An 18,002-nucleotide genomic window follows, 5' to 3' on the forward strand; every position below is an offset into this window, starting at 1 on the left:
TTGCGCGATCTCGCGGCGCTGCGCGACTGTTTGCGCACGGATCCGACCTGGCGCGCGGTGCGCGAGGCGAAGCCGCTCTGCGAGCCGATCCTTGCCGCCGCGCGGCGGTCGAACGCCCTGCCGGGGGGCGTTCCCGCCGACTTCTCCTGCGAGCCGCAGGGCGAGGCGCGCGACCTTCTCGCGGCGCGCGACGAAACCATCGCGGCGCGCGCGGCTTTCGATCAGAAATGCGCGCTCGAAGGCGCGCTGCGCGACGAACTCTCGGCGGTCGTCGCCAAGATAAGAGCCGCGCCGCCCTCCGACAGAACCGCCGCCGCCAACGGCTTCAACGAGGCGAAGACGCTCGTCGACGCCTGCGTCGTCGCCGGCAAGGCGGCGGGGCTCTCCGAAGAAGAAGTGCGCGAACTCCTAAAAAAGAGCGACGCCTATCTGCGCGCCCACAGCTCCGAGCGCAATAAATTCGAACTCGCGCGCGAGGCCTTCTGGAGCTTCACGCCGGATTCGACCATGGCGATCGGCGTCGCCATGGCGCAGGATCTTTTTCTCTTCATCATGAAATTTCTCTCGGAGATCTTCCGGCGCGGCTATGACGCGCGCGAACGGCGCCAATTCTCCGCCCCGATCGATCTTTCGGACGATGAGGACGAAGCCGTCGATATAAGGGCGATGAAGGCGATCCTGCGCATCGCGCGGCCGGTGCATGGCGATATGAGCGAAATCGATCCCGATTGCGAAATGATCGCCGTCCTGCCGCCCAATGTGCGCGACAATATCGTCGCGATCCTCAACCGGCTGGTGCGCGACGAGATCGCCCATGTCGATCGCAAAAACGCTTATCTCGTCGACAATGTCACGGTGACGCAGATCGAAGCGCGGCTCCAGGCGGCTTTGCGGCCGCGCGCCGCCCGCGCCTTTCGGCTCGCGGGGGAAGGCGATCTGGCGCATAGCGGTCCGCGCGCCTATTACGCCGATCCCCACGCCGCAAGCCTGCCGCGCCGGCGCTCCCCCGCGCTCGAACGCTATCTCATCCCGGACGCCGGGCCGATCGACGCAAGACAGTCGGGTTAGAGCATTTTCCGTCGAAGTGGATGCCGGTTCGGCGTAGAAAATGCGTCAGTTCAAAAAACTAGAGCGCATTCGTGAATCGATGATTCACGAATGCGCTCTAGGCGGGTTCACGCGGCGACGGACGCGGACCTCGCGTCGGCGGAGGCCGCCGCGCGCAAGGAGGGAAGGTAGCGTAGGCACAGGCCCTGCGGCGCGCAGCGCAGTCCGGAGACGACGCTGATCTCGCGCCACCTCGGATAGCTCATCGGCAAGAATTGTAGGGCGAGGCCCATGGCGGCGAGAAAATCGGCCTCGCTCGCGAAATCGTCGGCGCCGAAGGTGAAGGTCGCGTCCTCGCCCCGTTCCGCGCCCCGCGCGAGGAATTCGAGCGTCGGCGCCGCCCAGCGGGCCTTTTCCAGCGCCTCCTCCTGCGCGCTCCAGGCGTCGCGCGGATCGACGCGGCGCACGAGATAGGACAGCGGCCCATCGCCAAAGCGCGAGGCTTGGTCCTGCGTCACGAGATCGGGACGCGCCTCGAGGTCGGCGCCCGCCATGGCGAGGAGCGCCGCCGGATGGCGCCGCCACTCCGCCGAACTGACGATCCATATGGCGCTCTGCTGATAGAGGCGCCCCTGCCCACCCTCGCCGTCCTCCGGACGAAAACGCGCCCGCAGAAAGACCGCGCGACGCGACTCCTGTTCCGGCGCGACGCGCGCGAGAAGGCCGCCGAGGCGGCGCGCGGCGGGATCAATCCGCTCCGCCTCAAGCCGGCGCAAGCCCGTGAGCCGCGGCGGCGAAAGAAGCCGGTCGTCCTCGGCGCGCAAATTGCGGCTGCGGCGGGTCACGCCATAGCCCTCGGCCGCGGGAATGCGCAGCGTCGCGCCCGAAGCGAGCTTTCCGTAATGAAGCCGATCGAGAAAGATTTCGGCCGTGTCGTCGCCTTGGGGCGCCGTGCTCCGCATCGTCGATCCTTGCCGCGCGAGTTTCGCGCGCCTCGACCTTACGCGCCGCGGCTTAAGCAAGGATTGACGCATAGGAAGATTCGTTCAGCGGCAAAGGAAGGCCGTTGACGTCTAGACGTCTTTATATAAGATCGCCGCCATCAACGGGGGCGGCGAAAATGTATGAACGCGGAGCGATCAGAGACGCCGTCATCGACTGCCTGCGCGATATGGGCCAAGATGTTCCCATGGACGAAATTCTCGCAGCGGTGACTAAGCGCCTCGGCGCTGTCCCGCAATCCTCCGTGCGGTCCTACCTCAATCTCAATACGCCGTCGCTTTTTGAACGGACAAGTCGCGGCCGCTACCGGCTGCGCGGCATAGCCGCCATCGATTGCGCGAAGATAGATGCTAATGCGCAAATCGGTCGCGCAAAACTCTTTCACGCCGACGCATTCAACTGGCTCGCCGCGCGACCGCCAAAATCAATTCACGCCGTCGTAACCGATCCGCCGTACGGAATTGTGGAATATAGCGCCAAGGAGAAGGCGAAGCTTCGAGAAGGAAAAGGCGGCGTCTGGCGAATCCCGCCTTCCTTCGACGGACACAAACGAGCGCCGCTTCCAAGATTCACCGTTCTCTCGAACGACGATCACAAGGCGCTTGCTTCGTTCTTTCGGCGTCTCGGAACGCTCCTCGTTCGCGCATGCGTTCCGGGAGCGAATGTCATTGTGGCGTCGAATCCCTTGCTTTCGCATATCGTCGCAAGCGCCATGAGCGAGACGGGGCTGGAACTGCGGGGCTATATCGCTCGGCAGGTGATGACGATGCGCGGCGGCGACCGCCCCAAGAACGCCCATGAGGAATTTGAGGATGTGAGCGTCATGCCCAGATCGCAGTGGGAGCCTTGGGTGGTCCTGCGAGCGCCTCTGGAAGGCCGTGTGCAAGACAATTTGCGCCGATATGGCGTTGGCGGCTTCCGGCGCCTCTCCAAGGACAAGCCATTCGGCGACGTTATCCGTTCACATCCCACACCCACGAAAGAGAAAAAAATCGCGCCGCATCCGAGCCTCAAGCCGCAGGCCTTTATGCGTTCGATCGTGCGCGCCTCTCTCCCGCTTGAGACCGGGATCGTATGCGATCCATTCGCAGGCGCCGGCGCGACGCTCGCCGCTGCAAACGCCGTCGGCTATGCTTCCGTCGGGGTGGAAATAGATCGCGACTATTATGACTTGGCGCTCGCGAGCATGCCGCGTCTTGCCGCGCTCAAAGTCGAACAGGAGACTTAGGACTTACTTATCTTGTAGATCACGCCGGCTCTCAGTTTCTTGAGGCCGTCGCGATGCAAAGTGGCCGTGTCCGTGCCGAGATCACCGCGCTTATTGCGCCGAAAATCAGCCTCTTCGACCTTCGCCAGATAGACCTCGACGAATTGCATGGGCGCCCGAGCGGAGGCAGGCTCCGTTGTTACGTCAACCTCGTAGACAAACACGCACATCCACTGATTGCGCGCCCCATGCGTATCGACGGCGCCGCCGCGCTTCGTGGTGCTTTTGATCTCCACGCCTTCCTGGCCAGAGGCGACGGCGTCGCCAGGATATTTTCCTCGCAGCACCAAATCCGGATGCCCATTATGGTGCGCATTCTCGACGAGGGATCGCGAAAAACGCGCGAGCGACGCCGTCATCATATCCGAAATAATTCCCGACAATGCCTGTGGGCGCAGCATGTCATCCAGACGTTTCAGCCCCTTATCCAGCAACAGTTGATTCACGTCGTAGAAAAAGTCGTACAGATCCTCCATCGCATGTTCGAAATCCGACTGGCGAAGGGAAAACGGATAAATGGCATGCGGATTAAAGGACGCCCGGTCGATCAGGGCTTTCTTGAGAGTCACATCTTGCTCCGGCCAATATGAATATAGCTTTTTTTATATCTTTTCAGGCGGCCTCCTCCCCACGCGCGTCGAGCTGCGCGTAGGAGAAGGTGAAGGCGCTGTCGAGGCCAAGCGCGGCGTAGATGATCGGCTCGGCGGTGAGGAAGGGGCGCCAATATTCGCCATAGGCGCGCGCGCCTTCGAGGCCGGCGCGGCGAAAGCGGCGTTCGCCCGGCTGATGCGGATCGATATTGGGATTTTGGAACCGCTTGGCGAAGCCATAGGCTGAGCAAACGGTGAAGCGCACCGAAACGCCGTCCCTCGGCGCCTCGAGCGCACGCAGCCGGTCGAGCCATTGCGCGGCGCGCAGCGATTTGCGCAGCGTATGCAGCGCCACCGCGGGATCGCAGGCGTAGGTGAAGGCGCTGGGGCCGAGCCGCGCGAACAGCCGTTCATATTGCGAAAAGACCACGATAAGCCGTTTCAGCTTTTTTCCCTGCGCGAGCGTCAGCCTGTCGATGAGCCGCGCGAGCGTGCCGGACCAGCCCGAATCCTCCAGCCTCACCAGCGGCAGCACGATGACGATGGCGTCCGAATCGAGCATCTGCCCCGCGAGCTTCGCCTTGACGTCGTTCAAAATGGCGACCTCGGCGCCGTCCGGCGGAACGGCGATCTCGCCGGCGGAATCGACGATCTCCAAAAGCCAGGGGCCGCGCAGCAGCGCCGCTGGAGGCGCCTCGCCGTTCACCGTGAGGCGGAAGCGATATTCATAGGTGTCGAGCGTGTCGGTGGCGACGCCGCCTTCGGCGAATTCACGCCGCAGCCGCTCATAATCGCCCTGCTCGACATTGAGGAGATCGGCTTTGCGCGGCTCGGTATTCTCGGCGTAAAATTCGGTCTCCAGGATCGGCTGCAGGGCCGGCCGCAGGCGCGGCGAATAGCCGAAGGCGCTTTGCGCGACGCAATCGACAAGCGAGGCGAGCAGCGACGACTTGCCGCCCTTCTTCGGCCCGATGAGGCAGATCGTCAGTTTTTCCGTCATCCGCCCTCTTGCTCCCGAAGCCGCTCCTTGACCATACAGGGCGGGAAAAGCGCGCGAAAGATGACGCGCCCGCCTCTCCCATGTTAAGCGCCGCCATGCTCGAAGGCCTACCTCCAAACGGCGCCAGCCATGTGCTGCGCCTCTCCTGCGACGAGCGGCGCGCCCGCGCCGTCGCCGACATCATCGTCGAAACATTCGATCCGACCGAGACCGCCGCCGCCGCATTCGAGGAAGACGGCGGCCCGCAATGGACGGTGGAGGTCTATTTCGCCGAGGCGCCGGACGAGCCGGAAATTCGCGACCTGATCGCGGCGGCGACGGACGAAGAGACCGCGCAGGCGGCGAGTTTTTCCACCATCGCAGAAAAGGACTGGGTGGAGAATGCGCTCGCCGGCCTCGCGCCGGTGCGCGCCGGCCGCGTGCTGGTGCATGGCGCGCATGACCGGGCTCGACGACGCCCGAACGACATCGGCGTCGAGATCGAGGCGGCGCTCGCCTTCGGCACCGGCCATCACGGCACGACGCTCGGCTGTCTCTTGGCGCTCGCCCGCATCGCCCGCCGCCGGCGCCCAGCCCGCATTCTCGATGTCGGGACGGGCACGGGCGTGCTCGCCATCGCCAGCGCCCTCCTCTTCCATCAGCGCGTCGCCAGCGGCGACGTCGATCCTGTCGCGGTCGAGACGGCCAGCGCCAACGCCCGCGCCAATGGCGCCGGCGCCTTCGTGCGGCCGGTCGTCGCCACGGGGCTGCGCCATGCGGCGCTGCAAGGCGAATATGATCTGATCTTCGCCAATATTCTGGCGAAGCCCTTGCGGCTGCTCGCGCCGAGCCTCGCCCGCGCGGCGGCGCCGGGCGCCGAGCTCGTGCTGTCGGGCCTCCTTGCGCGCGACGTTCCGGGCGTGCTCTCCGCCTATCGCGCGCAAGGCTTTTTCTTGGCCGAGCGGCGCGACATCGACGGCTGGGCGACGCTGCTTTTTCGACGCGGCGGCGGCGGATGGTAAGGCGGGCGACGGCGCCTGCCTCATTACGAGGCGCCGACGGCGCTTGTATTGCGGTTGCTCAACGCTCTCGCCGCTATTAGCTTCTCCTTATGTTCGAAGCGAAATTCCAGACCTTCGCCGACGACGCCTCCAGCGGCGACAGCGCGGCGCGGCTCAAAGCCCTGCGCGCCGAGCTCAAGCGGCAGGGCCTCGACGGCTTTCTCGTTCCCCGCGCCGACGCGCATCAGAACGAATATGTGCCCAAATGCGCCGAGCGGCTCGCCTGGCTCACGGGCTTCACCGGCTCCGCCGGCTTCGCCGCCGTGCTGGAGAAGCAGGCGGCGATCTTCGTCGACGGCCGCTATGTGATTCAGGTGCGCGGCGAGATCGACGCCAAGCTCTTCGCGCCGCTCGACATCGCCGAGATCGCGCCGTCGAAATGGCTCGTCCAGCACGCGCATGAAGGCGCGCGCATCGGCTACGATCCCTGGGTGCATACCAGCGCGCAGATCGAGCGCTTTACCAAGGCGCTCGCGGAAAAGAAGATCGAACTCGTTCCGCTCGACATCAATCCCATCGATGCGCTCTGGGCCGATCGCCCGCAGGAGCCGCAAGGCGCCGTCGTCGGCCACCCGCCCCGTTACGCCGGCGAGCGCGCGAGCGCGAAGATCAAAAAGCTGCGCGCGGCCCTGAAAGACGTGGACGCGGCCTTATTGTCCGATCCGCACGCCATCTGCTGGGCCTTCAACATTCGCGGCGCGGATGTGGCGCATACGCCGATCGCGCTCTGCTTCGCGCTTCTGCCGAAGGAAGGCGCGCCGATCCTTTATATCGACGACGCGAAGCTGGCGGCGCCGGTCCGCGCCGCGCTCGAAAAATTCCTCACGCTGAAAGCGCCGGATGCGCTCATCGGCGATCTCGCTGAGGCCGGCAGGCGCGGCGCGACGATGCTGTTTGATTCCGCGACCGCGCCGCAAAAGCTCGTCGAGACCTTGCGCGCGGCGGGCGGCAAGCCGCGCCTCGAAGACGATCTGGCGTCGCTGCCCAAGGCGATTAAGAATACGGCGGAGCTCGATGGCGCGCGCGCGGCGCATATTCGCGACGGCGCGGCGCTGACGCGCTTTCTCGCCTGGTTCACCGAGACCGCGCCGAAGGGCGGGCTGACGGAAATCTCGGCGGCCGAGGCGCTCGAGACCTTCCGGCGCGAGAATGGCGATCTGCGCGACATTTCCTTCCCAACGATTTCCGCCTTCGGCGAACATGCGGCGATTCCGCATTATCGCGTGACGGAGAAAAACAATCTCAAGATCGGACGCGGCGTCTATCTCGTCGACAGCGGCGCGCAATATCTCGACGGCACGACCGATGTGACGCGCACGGTGGTCGTCGGCCGCGCCTCGAAACAATTGCGCGATCATTTCACCCGCGTGCTGAAAGGCCATATCGCCATCGCCCGCGCGGTGTTCCCGAAGGGCGTCTCCGGCGCGCAGCTCGACTCTTTCGCGCGCCGCGCGCTGTGGGAGGCGGGACTCGATTTCGATCACGGAACCGGCCATGGCGTCGGCGCCTATCTCTCCGTGCATGAAGGGCCGCAGCGCATCTCCAGGCTCGGAACGACGCCGCTGCGGCCGGGCATGATCCTCTCGAACGAGCCCGGCTATTACCGCGCCGGCGAATATGGGATCAGGCTCGAGAATCTCGTCATCGTCGAGAAACGCGAGATCGCGGGCGCCGAGCGCGAGATGTATGGCTTCGAGCCGCTCACCCTCGCGCCATTCGATTTGAATTGCGTCGAGGCGGGATTGCTGGCGCGCGAAGAGATCGACTGGCTCAACGCCTATCATGCGCTGGTGCGCAAGACGCTTTCGCCGCTTGTCGACGCCAAGACGCGCAAATGGTTGAGAGAGGCGACGCGGGCGATCTGACGCGCCGTCATTGGCAACCGCGCGGGAAGCGGCCGCTTCCGATTAACCGCTCGGATGTCATTCCCGACGCTTCGCTTAGCGAAGCGATCGGGAATCCAGAGCAAAGCAAGCATTGTTGAATCGGCTCTGGATTCCCGGGCAGGCCTTTAGCCTGCCGGGAATGGCGCGTCGTGCGAACCGGTCAACCAGATTCCGTCGGACGACTCCGCCGTCACGCAAACATCACATAAGCGTCACGCAACCTCTATCGGACCGTCATCGAAACGCAGCCTCCGCGTCGCGAAAACGAAGCGTCGCGCGCGTAGCCTTGCGTCATGGCGTTTACATCGGACCGGCTGGCGAAGCTGACGCGCGATGCGTCATCCGAGCCGCAAGCAGACGGCGCCCTCGCCGCCACATGGGGCGAGCGCCTTTACGAGGCGGACCTCGCCGCCGTGCATCTCTTCTCGCGCAGCGCGCAATCAACGATCGGGCGCTTCTCGGCGATCGCGATCAGCAAGCTCGGCAATGGCTGGATCTATCTGATCCTTCTGCCGATCGTCCTTGTCGGCCTCGGCTGGCAGGGGCTGCATGTCGCGGCGCTCGCCGGCGTCAACGCCGCGCTGCTGCATGTCCTCTACCCGATCATCAAGCGTCGCTTCTGCCGCAAGCGCCCGTTCCATGTGGACGCGCGGCTGCCCTCGCTCCTCAAGACGCTCGACGACCATTCCTTTCCGAGCGGCCACGCCATGACGCTGACGGGCGTGCTCGCGCCGATCGTCATCGCCTGGCCGGCGACGACGCTTTCGGCGGCGCTGCTCATCCTGTCGATGGCCTGGTCGCGCATCGCGACGGCGCATCATTATCCTAGCGACGTCCTTGCCGGCGTCGCGCTGGGCGGCGCCCTCTCCTATCCGCTCGCAAGCGGCGTGCTCGCCTATTGGTGAGCCTCTACGCCGCCTGCGGCAGGTCGACGGCAGGCGCGAGGAACGGGGCGACGCGTCCGCGCGCGCCTTCGAGCGCGCCGGGGACGAGTTCGAGACCCAGAAAGCGCGCGCGCTCGACCGGACCCGGCATCGTCAGCCGCACGGTGAAACGCCGCTCAAATCCAAAGCGCGCGTAATAGGGCGCGTCGCCGACGAGCAGCACGGCGCGATGGCCGAGCGATTCGGCGCGCTCGAGCGATTCTTCGATCAGCGCTCGGCCGATCCCAAGCGAGCGCGAAGACGCGGCGACGGCGAGCGGGCCGAGCAGCAGCGCGTCGCGTCCGCCCGCCAGAATCGGCCACAGCCGCAGCGTGCCGATCAGCGCGCCCTCGTCGTCCGTCGCGATAAGCGCAAGACCCGGCGCCGGCGCGCGGCCGTCGCGCAGCCGCTGACAGGTCTTCAAGAAACGCGCGGGACCGAAGGCTGCGTCGAGCAAGGCTTCGCGCGCGTCGATATCGCCCTGCGCTTCGTCGCGCAGGACGAAAGGCGCGCGGGAGAGCAACGCGCCGGGCGCGCGCGGCGCCAAAGCGGGCAAGTGGCAAACATGGTCAAAGGCCATCTTTTCCTCCCTTTGAGAAGGACAAGCGACCCTCGCGCCTGGCGCATACGCGCCCGCCGAACGGGACTGAACTGGGATGATTCTCCGCCCTCGCCCTTCGAGACGCGAGCTTCGCTCGCTCCTCAGGGTGAGGGCGGCAGGGGCGCCGCCGTAACGTTTCCCTCATCCTGAGGAGGCCTCGAAGAGGCCGTCTCGAAGGACGAGGGAAACGACTGAGCCGACTCAGATCACATGAGTCTCGAGCGGCGGGAAACCGTTGAATCCGACGGCCGAATAGGTCGTCGTATAGGCTCCCGTTCCCTCGATGAGCACCTTCGCGCCGATTTCGAGCGAGACCGGCAGATCATACGGCTGCTTCTCATAGAGCACGTCGACGCTGTCGCAGCTCGGCCCCGCGATCACGCAAGGGCTCGTCTGCGCGCCGTCGGCCGGCGTGCGGATGGGATAGCGGATCATCTCATCCGTCGTCTCGGCGAGGCCGTTGAATTTGCCGATGTCGAGATAGACCCAGCGAATCTCGTTCTCGTCCGCCGACTTCTTCGAGATCAACACGACCTCCGCCTCGATCAACCCGGCGTTGCCCACCATGCCGCGGCCCGGCTCGATGATCGTCTCGGGAATGCGGTTGCCGAAATGCTTCGAGAGCGCGCGGAAGATCGCATTGCCGTATTGCTTCACCGCCGGCACGTTCTTTAGGTATTTCGTCGGAAAGCCGCCGCCGAGATTGATCATCTGGAGGTTGATTCCCCGCTCCGAGAGGTCGCGGAAAATCTCCGCCGCCGACTCCAGCGCGCCGTCCCACATGCGCGGATTGGTCTGCTGCGAGCCGACATGGAAGGACACGCCATAGGCGTTGAGGCCCAGCGCATGCGCATGCTCCAGCACGCCCGTCGCCATCTCCGGCGCGCAGCCGAATTTGCGCGACAGCGGCCATTCGGCGCCCGTCCCGTCGCACAGGATGCGGCAAAACACCTTGGAGCCCGGCGCGGCGCGCGCGATCTTCTCGACCTCGGCGACGCAATCGACGGCGAAGAGCCGCACGCCGAGCTCATAGGCGCGGACGATGTCGCGCTCCTTCTTGATCGTATTGCCGAAGCTGATGCGGTCGGCCGTCGCGCCCGCGGCGAGCGCCTGCTGGATTTCGACGACCGAGGCCGTGTCGAAGCAGGAGCCGAGCGAGGCGAGCAGCGACAGGACTTCCGGCGCGGGATTCGCCTTCACAGCGTAGAACACGCGCGTGTCCGGCAGCGCCTTGGCGAAGCCGAGATAATTGTCGCGCACGACGTCGAGATCGACGACGAGGCAGGGGCCGTTGTCGCGGCCAGCGCGGCGTCGGTCGGCGAGGAATTCGAGAATGCGGTCGGTCATTGGTGGCCCCCTTGCGCGGCGAACCGCGCCCAGATCGTAAGCGTCAACGGACGCGCCGCTCCGTTCGCCCGCGCGCGATGGAGACGCGACGAACGTTGGCCTTGGCGGTCCATGGCCGCGCGAGCGCGAGCGCTCAGGCGGCCGGTTGATGCGCCGTTGACTGGCCGATGGACAAACAGGCGCGCAAAAGCGCGCACGCTTCCCGTTGGACAGCCATCGATTGGAATGGGGGAACCCCGTTCCGCACGCCCGGCAAGAAAGACAAGCCTCTTCGGTACGCCGACCTTTGGAGGGGTCGACAGAGACGAAAAAGCCCGGTCCGTCGTTGCTTTAAGTCGCGATCCTCCGCAGAGACGGAGTTCGCCGGTTCGCCTCCGGCTGCCGGTTTATGTTTGGCGGTTAACCGGCCTCTTGTCCGGATCCCCGCCCACCGACACACGACCACAGGCACGTGCGATTTGGGCAAACTCTAGATACGCGCTTTTCACGCCGATACAAGAGGTTTTTGCGCAGCACGGAACCTTTTTAATCAGGCCGCCGCTTTCCGTCGCGTCGGCGCCTACTTCTTGCGCGACTGAAACGATAGAGTTAGAGCAGTTTATAAGGAGCGGGCGCGCTGGCGGCGCGCGCATCGGGCGGCGGACATTGACGGATTTGGGGATGACAGGATTCACACGGCGGCAATTTGTCGGCGCGCTTTCGGCGGTCAGCGCGCAATTCGCCCTACCCCGCTTGAGCCAGGCGGGGACGCCGAACCTTGCGCCGCGATTCGGCTTCGACGACGTGGTGCAGCGGGCGCGCGGATTGGCGCTTGCGTCCTTTGAGGACGCGCCCTCGCGTCTTCCGGACCCGTTCAACGCTCTCGACTACGACTCCTGGCGAGACATCCGCTTCCGCCGCGACCGCGATATTTTCGCGGGGGCCGACGGCGGCTTTCGGCTGGAGACGTTTCATCTCGGCTTCCTCCACCGGCGCGCCGTCACGGTGAATATGATTCGCGACGGCATCGCGACGCCTATTCCCTATTCGCCGGCGCTTTTCGACTATGGCCGCCTTAAGGTGGAGAAGGCGCCGCCCGTCAACACCGGCTTCGCTGGCTTCCGCCTGCATTTCCCCGTCAATGAGCCGCATGTGCACGACGAGGCGATCTCCTTTCTCGGGGCGAGCTATTTCCGCTTTCTCGGACGCGACCAGAAATACGGACTCTCGGCGCGCGCGCTCTGCGTCGAAGCCGGCACGAACGCCGAGACCTTCCCCTTCTTTCGCGAATTTTGGGTCGAGACGCCGGAGAAGGGAAGCAATCAGGCGACGATCTACGCGCTTCTCGACGGCGAGGCGGCGACGGGCGCCTATCGCTTCGTTCTGACCGTCGGGCTGGAAAGCGCGCTCGACGTGCAGGCGGTGTTGTTCCCGCGCCGCGCCGACGTCAAATTCGGACTTGCGCCGCTCACCTCAATGTATCTGACCGGCGAAAACGACCGGACCGTACAGGACGGCTTTCGCACCGAGCTGCATGATTCGGACGGGCTCTCGATCCATATGGGGACGGGAGAATGGCTGTGGCGTCCGCTCAGCAACCCCGAGCGCCCACGGATCACGTCTTTCCTCGATCCCAACAACCGCGGCTTCGGCCTGCTGCAACGCGACCGCACTTTCGAATCCTATCAGGACCTCGATCTCGCCTATGAGAACCGTCCGAGCTATTTCATCGAGCCGACAGGCGATTGGGGCGAAGGGCGCGTCGAACTGATCGAACTGCCGACGCGCGACGAAACCAACGACAATATCGTCGCGAGCTGGGTGGCGGCGAAAGCGCCCGAGCCAGGCGAGGCTTATACTTACGCCTATACCATCACCGCCGGGCTGGAGATGCCGCGCCTCGCCCCGAATGGACGCGTCGTCAATACATTCGAGGCGCCGGCGCGCGCGCTCGGCTCGGCGGAGCCGGTCGATCCGGGCGCGCATCGTTTCCTCGTCGATTTCGCCGGCGGCGATCTTGGCTATTACGTCGCCGATCCCGCCCAGGTCGAAGCCGTCGCGACGACGACGGCGGGACGCATCGTACGCGCGGGCGTCATGGCGAACGCCCATATCGACGGGCTGCGCGCCCAGTTCGACATTTCAGTGAAGCCGGGAGAGACGGCCGATATTCGGCTATTTCTGCGCGCCAGCGGCCGCACGCTGACCGAGACCTGGACCTATCCCTGGACGTCGCCGGGCAGGGCCTGAGCGGCTCAATCTTCTTAACGCGTTGGAGCCGGAAGCCGCGACGTTAGCGCTCCTGCTCTATGCTTTTGAGCCGGGCGAGATCGAAGGCCTCGACGTCGCGTAGCAATTCGATGAAGGCCGTCGCCCAATAATCTGCGACCGCCTCGCCTTTCTCCGCGCTTGCTTTTGACGCGTCGCCCATCGCGCCGGCGGGCGAGAGATCCTGCGCCATCCAGCCGAAGCCCGCCGGGCGATCCGCGCGAAGCCAGGCGAAGTCGCGCTCGAAGTCGAGCGTCGCCGGCGGGAAATTCCTGGCGCGCGCCATATCGACGAGCTCTGGCCTGAAGGCCAGCATCAGCGAGGTCTCGATCTCGCCGCCATGGATGCCGTGGCGCAGCTCCGCCGGTGCGAAAAGCCCGTCGGGATAGCCAAAGCGCGCCCAGGAGGCGACGACCGCGAGCGCGGAGAAGCGAATGCGCAGATCGAGCGCCGCCTGCGTCACCAGCCCCGAATTGCCGCCATGGGAATTGAGCAGGACGAGTTTTTTGACGCCCGCCCGCAGCGCGCTTTCGGCAAGTTCGGCGATGACGCGCGCCGCCGTTTGGTATGTGAGCGTCAATGTGCCGGGAAAGTCGAGATGCTCGATGGAGACGCCCACGCTCTGCATCGGCAGAAAGACGGCGTCGAGGTCTTCTGGCAGGCGCGACGCGACGCGCTCGATGCAGCCTTCCATGATCATGGCGTCGACGCCGAGCGGCAGATGCGGCCCATGCTGCTCGACCGCCGCCACCGGCAGAACGGCGATGACGCGCGACAGGTCATGGGCGCGCATGTCGCGCAGCGAGAGTTCGGACCAGAAGGGCGAGGGCAGCATCGCGCTTAAGCATAAGCGGCTTCCGGCTCAAGGGGAATGCACGGCGGGGGCGACGCGGCTATATTGGAGAGAAGAAGGAGGAAACCGCCCATGCCGCATCGCGCCATTTCCCGCCGTAAAGCTCTCTGCTTGGGCGCCAGCGCCGCCGCCTTGCTCTTCGCCCTGCCCGCCCGCGCCGAGGCGATCAAGGCGGTCGTCCACAAGAGCGCGACCTGCGGCTGCTGCGGCCTCTGGGGGGCGCGGCTGCGCCAGGAGGGCTATGCGGTCGAGGAAATCGACGAACCGGACCTCGACGCCGTGAAGACGCGCCTCGGCGTTCCCGACCAACTGGCCTCCTGCCACACCGCCGAAATCGACGGCTATATCGTCGAAGGCCATGTTCCGCCGCAGGCGATCGCGCGGCTTTTAAAGGAGCGCCCGAAGGCGATCGGTCTCGCCGCCCCCGGCATGCCCATGGGCTCGCCCGGCATGGAGGGCGCTCGCGAGGAGGTCTATATACTGTATTTGTTCGACGCCTCCGGCGCGCGCGAATATGGCAAGTGGCGCGGCGACAAGCCCGCCTGATCCGCGCCGGGCTGGGCCTCGCCGCCGCCAGCGGCCGCAAGGCCGAGATAGCGCGCGGCGCCGCGCCCGGCCGCGAGACCGGTGGCGAAAGCCGCCTGCAGCAGATAGCCGCCGGTCGGCGCGTCGTAATCGAGCATCTCGCCGGCGACGAAAACGCCCGGCAACTTTTTGAGCATTAGATCGTCGTCGACTTCGTCGAAGGAGACGCCGCCCGCCGTCGAGATGGCGCGCTCCAGACCGGCGACGCCGACGACGGTCAGCGGCGCGTTTTTGATCAGCGCGGCGAGCGCCTCGCTGTCGCGCGGCAGGCCGTCGCGACGCGCCTCGCGCAGCAGGCCGATCTCAACTTTCGAGAAGCCCGCCTTGCGCAGGAAATTGGCGTGCGACTGCTTTTGCGGACGATGCGACAGTTTGCGCGCGAGACATTCGAGGCTCGTGTCGGGACGCAGATCGATCGCGAGCGTCGTCGCGCCGTCTTTTGCGGCCGCCTCGCGCATGCGCGAGGAAAGCGCATAGACCGGCCCGCCTTCGAGCCCGTTGCGGGTGACGACGATGTCGCCGCGCGCGCGGGCGTCGCCATGGCGCAGCAGCACGGTCTTGACCGGCTGGCCCTCGAAATCGCTGCGGAAGATCGGGCTCCAGGCGATGAGCGCGCCGCTGTTGGCGGCGGCGAGCGGCGTCACCCGCACGCCCTGCGCGTCGAGCCGTGCGGCCCAGGCGCCGTCGGAGCCAAGGCGCGGCCAGGAGGCGCCGCCGAGCGCCAGCACCAGCGCGTCGACCTTGCGGACGATCTCGCCGCCGTCGGGGCCCAGCAGCCGCAAGGCGCCCGATTCGGAGAAGCCCATGAAGGCGTGCCGCGTGGCGATCGCGACGCCGAGACGCGACAGCCTTCCGAGCCAGGCGCGCAACAGCGGCGACGCCTTGAAGCTTGCCGGGAAGACGCGTCCGCTCGTGCCGACGAACGTCGTTTCGCCAAGCTCGGCGCAGAAGTCGCGCAGCGCCTGCGGCGGCCAGGCATGAATGAAGGGCGCGAGCCGCGTCGCCGCCGCGCCATAACGCGAGATGAAACGCTCGATGGCTTCGCTATGCGTGATGTTGAGGCCGCCGCGTCCCGCCATTAAGAATTTGCGCGCCGGGCTCGCCTTGTGCTCATAGATGACGACGCGGGCGCCCGCCTGCGCCAGCGCATCCGCGGCGAAAAGACCTGCGGGGCCCGCGCCGATGACGGCGCAGAACGGAGCCTCGGCGTCGCGAATGGGAAGAGCCTCCATTGGGCGGCGATCGTCGATGCGCCTATATGGATGGATTCGGCCCATCTCTCGCGCAGCGTCGGCGTTTCCTGTTTAGGCTCGATATCATGGGCGCATGGGCGCGCGGAAGAAATCCTGAATGAACATTAAAGAGCTGCATCAAATTGACGCACCTGCGCGCTTCGAGTTTGTCGTGGCGCCGCAAGAAGCCGGCGCGCGCCTCGACCGATTTCTCGCGGAAAGGCCTGAGCTTATTGCGGCGCATCTCTCGCGCAGCCGCGTCAAGGCGCTGATCGAAGACGGCCGCGCGACGATACAAGAAGCGGCGGCGCGCGATCCGGCGAAGAAACTCGCGGAGAGCGACAAAGTCACGCTCATCGTGCCGCCGCCGGCGCCCGCCGAACCCAAGGGGGAGAACATCGCGCTTAACATCGTCTATGAGGATGCGCATCTTCTCGTCCTCGACAAGCCGGCGGGACTCGTCGTGCATCCGGCGAGCGCGCATGAGAGCGGCACGCTCGTCAATGCGCTCATCGCCCATTGTGGGAACAGCCTTTCCGGCGTCGGCGGCGTGAAGAAGCCCGGCATCGTGCATCGCATTGACAAGGATACGAGCGGGCTGCTCGTCGTCGCCAAGACCGACGCCGCGCATCACGGCTTGTCGCGGCTCTTCGCCGACCATGGCCGCACGCTGTCATTGACGCGCGAATATCTCGCTTTCGTCTGGGGCGTTCCCGAACGCGCGCATGGAACGATCGACGCGCCGCTCGGGCGCCATTCGACGCAACGCGAGAAGATGGCGGTCGTGTCTGAGGCGCGCGGACGAGAGGCGATCACCCATTGGGAAAGAATAGAGGATTACGGCGTCGCATCGCTTGTGCGCTGCCAGTTGGAAACTGGCCGCACGCATCAGATCCGCGTGCATATGGCGCATATCGGCCATCCGCTGATCGGCGATTCAACCTATGGCGCGGGCTTCAAGACCAAGGTCGCGAAGCTTTCCGAAAAAGCGCGCGCAGTCGTCGAAAGCTTGGGCCGCCAGGCGCTCCATGCCGCAACGCTCGGCTTCGAACATCCGATCACGGGCGAGGAGATGATGTTCGAAAGCGAACTGCCGGCGGATTTGGCGTGGTTGAGGGAGGCGTTGGCGGAGATTTGAAGGCCCGCGCCAAACCCCTGGCCCCTCATCTCACTTCTCCCCGCAAGCGGGGAGAAGGGATAGCGGCGCCGCGCCTTCGCAACATAGCGCGCGCGTGATTTTTTCGCGTAACGCTTGCCACCCCTCTCCCCGCTTGCGGGGAGAGGTAAGGTGAGGGGCTGGGTGAGTAGCGTAATGTCGCGACGCTCGGCTTCGAACATCCGATCACGGGCGAGAAGATGATGTTTGAGAGCGAATTGCCGGAGGATTTGGCCGGGTTGAGGGAGGCGTTGCGCAAGGCGTGAGCGCTCGATTATCGACTGTTTAACGACAAAGGCGCGTGGGCCATTATTGGGGCGCGCATAATTCCCTGTCGAGATCGGACGGTCAATAATGGTTGATCAGGATTCTGCGGCAAAGCGGCTAGGTCTTGCAATCATCGCCGCTATCGCCTGCGCTTACGCGGCGGCTGGAGCCGGCGTTTCCGACGCGCCGTCGGTCGGCGCCATTTGCGGAGCGGCAGGGTATTCAATCGTGAGCGCCAGATACGGCGTTCGTCCTTCGTCCGCGGATATCGCCAAAGAAGACTTGTGGGCCGCCGGGGTGATGGCGGCGATCGGTTTCCTTTTCAAAACTGACAGCCTCGATCTGCCTGAGACGACCAAAGCAGCGGTCGTGGCTGCGATGGTCGTCGCCGGCGCGACGGAAATCGTGAAGGGAGCCGGCGTCTCGGCCGGGTTCAATGCGTTAATGGCGACGGCGGTGGTCGCTATCTTGTGCAGCGTCCTCGCCGGAGGAATTCACGCTTTGGGCGGCAATGATCTGTTGATCGGGGCCGCCACCGGCTTTGTCGTCGTCATTATAGGCTTGAGCCCCATTTCCGCATACATTGGCGCAATTCTGGGGGCGTCCCTGCGCCTCGGAATAGACAATGGCTTTCAAGCCATCGCGGGACTCTTCCGCTAGCGCGTTCCCGATCGCATGGAGTCGCGTGATCGATCAAAATATTGGAGCAGGTTCTCGTCGAAAAAATCTGTCAACTTTTTCGGAACCCGCTCGAGGCGTAATTGCCGCTTCTTTCAAAGCGGTGCGGCCATCCATTGCGGAGATTTGAAGGCCTGCGCCAAACCCCTGGCCCCTCATCTCACTTCTCCCCGCAAGCGGGGAGAAGAGATAGCGGCGACGCGCCTCCGCGACATAACGCGCGCGTGATTTTTTTCGCGCAATGACTGACGCCCCTCTCCCCGCTCGCGGGGAGAGGTAAG

15 protein-coding genes and 1 pseudogene are annotated in these 18,002 nt (G+C 65.2%); 9 read left to right on the forward strand and 7 right to left on the reverse strand.

All coding sequences use genetic code 11. From position 1 onward, the window contains the following. Positions 1 to 1,068 (forward strand): annotated as a pseudogene (locus tag V3H18_RS10190) (hypothetical protein); the annotation flags it as partial. Between the two features lie 107 nt (positions 1,069 to 1,175). Here the strand turns inward: V3H18_RS10190 and V3H18_RS10195 are convergent. Next, positions 1,176 to 2,009, reverse strand: coding sequence for a hypothetical protein (locus V3H18_RS10195; RefSeq protein ID WP_332081924.1), 834 nt, complete (start codon positions 2,007 to 2,009; stop codon positions 1,176 to 1,178). A gap of 158 nt (positions 2,010 to 2,167) precedes the next feature. On the opposite strand from V3H18_RS10195, the gene V3H18_RS10200 reads away from it, so the two are divergent. Next, complete coding sequence (locus tag V3H18_RS10200) at positions 2,168 to 3,277, forward strand: DNA methyltransferase (RefSeq protein ID WP_332081925.1); 1,110 nt, start codon at positions 2,168 to 2,170, stop codon at positions 3,275 to 3,277. Here the strand turns inward: V3H18_RS10200 and V3H18_RS10205 are convergent. Then, positions 3,274 to 3,885 carry a hypothetical protein gene (locus tag V3H18_RS10205; RefSeq protein WP_332081926.1) on the reverse strand — a complete coding sequence of 204 codons (612 nt, stop codon included), beginning with the start codon at positions 3,883 to 3,885 and terminating at the stop codon, positions 3,274 to 3,276. The genes V3H18_RS10200 and V3H18_RS10205 overlap by 4 nt on opposite strands. Before the next feature lie 43 nt (positions 3,886 to 3,928). After that, on the reverse strand, positions 3,929 to 4,906 hold the full coding sequence (locus V3H18_RS10210) for a hypothetical protein (RefSeq protein WP_332081927.1): 978 nt from the start codon (positions 4,904 to 4,906) through the stop codon (positions 3,929 to 3,931). Between the two features lie 95 nt (positions 4,907 to 5,001). Between V3H18_RS10210 and V3H18_RS10215 the strand changes: the two genes are divergently transcribed. The 3 genes from V3H18_RS10215 (at position 5,002) to V3H18_RS10225 (ending at position 8,737) form a co-directional block, all read left to right on the forward strand. Then, positions 5,002 to 5,907 carry a 50S ribosomal protein L11 methyltransferase gene (locus tag V3H18_RS10215; protein WP_332081928.1) on the forward strand — a complete coding sequence of 302 codons (906 nt, stop codon included), beginning with the start codon at positions 5,002 to 5,004 and terminating at the stop codon, positions 5,905 to 5,907. 89 nt (positions 5,908 to 5,996) lie between these two features. Next, a complete protein-coding gene (locus V3H18_RS10220; RefSeq protein ID WP_332081929.1) occupies positions 5,997 to 7,811 on the forward strand; it encodes an aminopeptidase P family protein in 1,815 nt (604 codons plus the stop codon). A gap of 314 nt (positions 7,812 to 8,125) precedes the next feature. Continuing rightward, on the forward strand, positions 8,126 to 8,737 hold the full coding sequence (locus V3H18_RS10225) for a phosphatase PAP2 family protein (protein WP_332081930.1): 612 nt from the start codon (positions 8,126 to 8,128) through the stop codon (positions 8,735 to 8,737). A 4-nt stretch (positions 8,738 to 8,741) separates the two neighbouring features. On the opposite strand, the gene V3H18_RS10230 is transcribed toward V3H18_RS10225, so the two are convergent. Continuing rightward, positions 8,742 to 9,335, reverse strand: a complete 594-nt coding sequence (locus V3H18_RS10230) for a GNAT family N-acetyltransferase (protein WP_332081931.1) — start codon at positions 9,333 to 9,335, stop codon at positions 8,742 to 8,744. 222 nt (positions 9,336 to 9,557) lie between these two features. Continuing rightward, a complete protein-coding gene (locus V3H18_RS10235; protein WP_332081932.1) occupies positions 9,558 to 10,703 on the reverse strand; it encodes a type III PLP-dependent enzyme in 1,146 nt (381 codons plus the stop codon). A gap of 660 nt (positions 10,704 to 11,363) precedes the next feature. On the opposite strand from V3H18_RS10235, the gene V3H18_RS10240 reads away from it, so the two are divergent. Continuing rightward, a complete protein-coding gene (locus V3H18_RS10240) occupies positions 11,364 to 12,932 on the forward strand; it encodes a glucan biosynthesis protein (RefSeq protein ID WP_332081933.1) in 1,569 nt (522 codons plus the stop codon). Between the two features lie 43 nt (positions 12,933 to 12,975). On the opposite strand, the gene V3H18_RS10245 is transcribed toward V3H18_RS10240, so the two are convergent. Beyond that, complete coding sequence (locus V3H18_RS10245; RefSeq protein ID WP_332081934.1) at positions 12,976 to 13,785, reverse strand: creatininase family protein; 810 nt, start codon at positions 13,783 to 13,785, stop codon at positions 12,976 to 12,978. A 90-nt stretch (positions 13,786 to 13,875) separates the two neighbouring features. Between V3H18_RS10245 and V3H18_RS10250 the strand changes: the two genes are divergently transcribed. Continuing rightward, a complete protein-coding gene (locus tag V3H18_RS10250) occupies positions 13,876 to 14,349 on the forward strand; it encodes a DUF411 domain-containing protein (protein ID WP_332081935.1) in 474 nt (157 codons plus the stop codon). Here the strand turns inward: V3H18_RS10250 and V3H18_RS10255 are convergent. Further along, positions 14,277 to 15,620, reverse strand: coding sequence for a BaiN/RdsA family NAD(P)/FAD-dependent oxidoreductase (locus V3H18_RS10255; RefSeq protein ID WP_332081936.1), 1,344 nt, complete (start codon positions 15,618 to 15,620; stop codon positions 14,277 to 14,279). The genes V3H18_RS10250 and V3H18_RS10255 overlap by 73 nt on opposite strands. Before the next feature lie 118 nt (positions 15,621 to 15,738). Here V3H18_RS10255 and V3H18_RS10260 point away from each other — a divergent pair, with 118 nt between their 5' ends. Both V3H18_RS10260 and V3H18_RS10265 read left to right on the forward strand, forming a co-directional pair. Further along, positions 15,739 to 16,758 (forward strand): RluA family pseudouridine synthase, encoded by a 1,020-nt coding sequence (locus V3H18_RS10260; RefSeq protein ID WP_332081937.1) that lies wholly within the window; start codon positions 15,739 to 15,741, stop codon positions 16,756 to 16,758. Positions 16,759 to 17,130: 372 nt separating this feature from the next. Next, a complete protein-coding gene (locus tag V3H18_RS10265) occupies positions 17,131 to 17,703 on the forward strand; it encodes a hypothetical protein (RefSeq protein ID WP_332081938.1) in 573 nt (190 codons plus the stop codon). The last annotated feature ends 299 nt before the right edge of the window (positions 17,704 to 18,002 follow it).

Source organism: Methylocystis borbori, assembly GCF_036576025.1.
Taxonomy (GTDB): domain Bacteria; phylum Pseudomonadota; class Alphaproteobacteria; order Rhizobiales; family Beijerinckiaceae; genus Methylocystis; species Methylocystis borbori.

Bases quoted from the DNA above. Each gene is read 5' to 3' on its own strand.
- V3H18_RS10235 (WP_332081932.1), bottom strand. From the start codon at position 10,703: ATGACCGACCGCATTCTCGAATTCCTCGCCGACCGACGCCGCGCTGGC.
- V3H18_RS10220 (WP_332081929.1), top strand. From the start codon at position 5,997: ATGTTCGAAGCGAAATTCCAGACCTTCGCCGACGACGCCTCCAGCGGC.
- V3H18_RS10195 (WP_332081924.1), bottom strand. From the start codon at position 2,009: ATGCGGAGCACGGCGCCCCAAGGCGACGACACGGCCGAAATCTTTCTC.
- V3H18_RS10245 (WP_332081934.1), bottom strand. From the start codon at position 13,785: ATGCTGCCCTCGCCCTTCTGGTCCGAACTCTCGCTGCGCGACATGCGC.
- V3H18_RS10215 (WP_332081928.1), top strand. From the start codon at position 5,002: ATGCTCGAAGGCCTACCTCCAAACGGCGCCAGCCATGTGCTGCGCCTC.
- V3H18_RS10265 (WP_332081938.1), top strand. From the start codon at position 17,131: ATGGTTGATCAGGATTCTGCGGCAAAGCGGCTAGGTCTTGCAATCATC.
- V3H18_RS10250 (WP_332081935.1), top strand. From the start codon at position 13,876: ATGCCGCATCGCGCCATTTCCCGCCGTAAAGCTCTCTGCTTGGGCGCC.
- V3H18_RS10225 (WP_332081930.1), top strand. From the start codon at position 8,126: ATGGCGTTTACATCGGACCGGCTGGCGAAGCTGACGCGCGATGCGTCA.
- V3H18_RS10230 (WP_332081931.1), bottom strand. From the start codon at position 9,335: ATGGCCTTTGACCATGTTTGCCACTTGCCCGCTTTGGCGCCGCGCGCG.
- V3H18_RS10255 (WP_332081936.1), bottom strand. From the start codon at position 15,620: ATGGAGGCTCTTCCCATTCGCGACGCCGAGGCTCCGTTCTGCGCCGTC.
- V3H18_RS10210 (WP_332081927.1), bottom strand. From the start codon at position 4,906: ATGACGGAAAAACTGACGATCTGCCTCATCGGGCCGAAGAAGGGCGGC.
- V3H18_RS10260 (WP_332081937.1), top strand. From the start codon at position 15,739: ATGAACATTAAAGAGCTGCATCAAATTGACGCACCTGCGCGCTTCGAG.
- V3H18_RS10200 (WP_332081925.1), top strand. From the start codon at position 2,168: ATGTATGAACGCGGAGCGATCAGAGACGCCGTCATCGACTGCCTGCGC.
- V3H18_RS10240 (WP_332081933.1), top strand. From the start codon at position 11,364: ATGACAGGATTCACACGGCGGCAATTTGTCGGCGCGCTTTCGGCGGTC.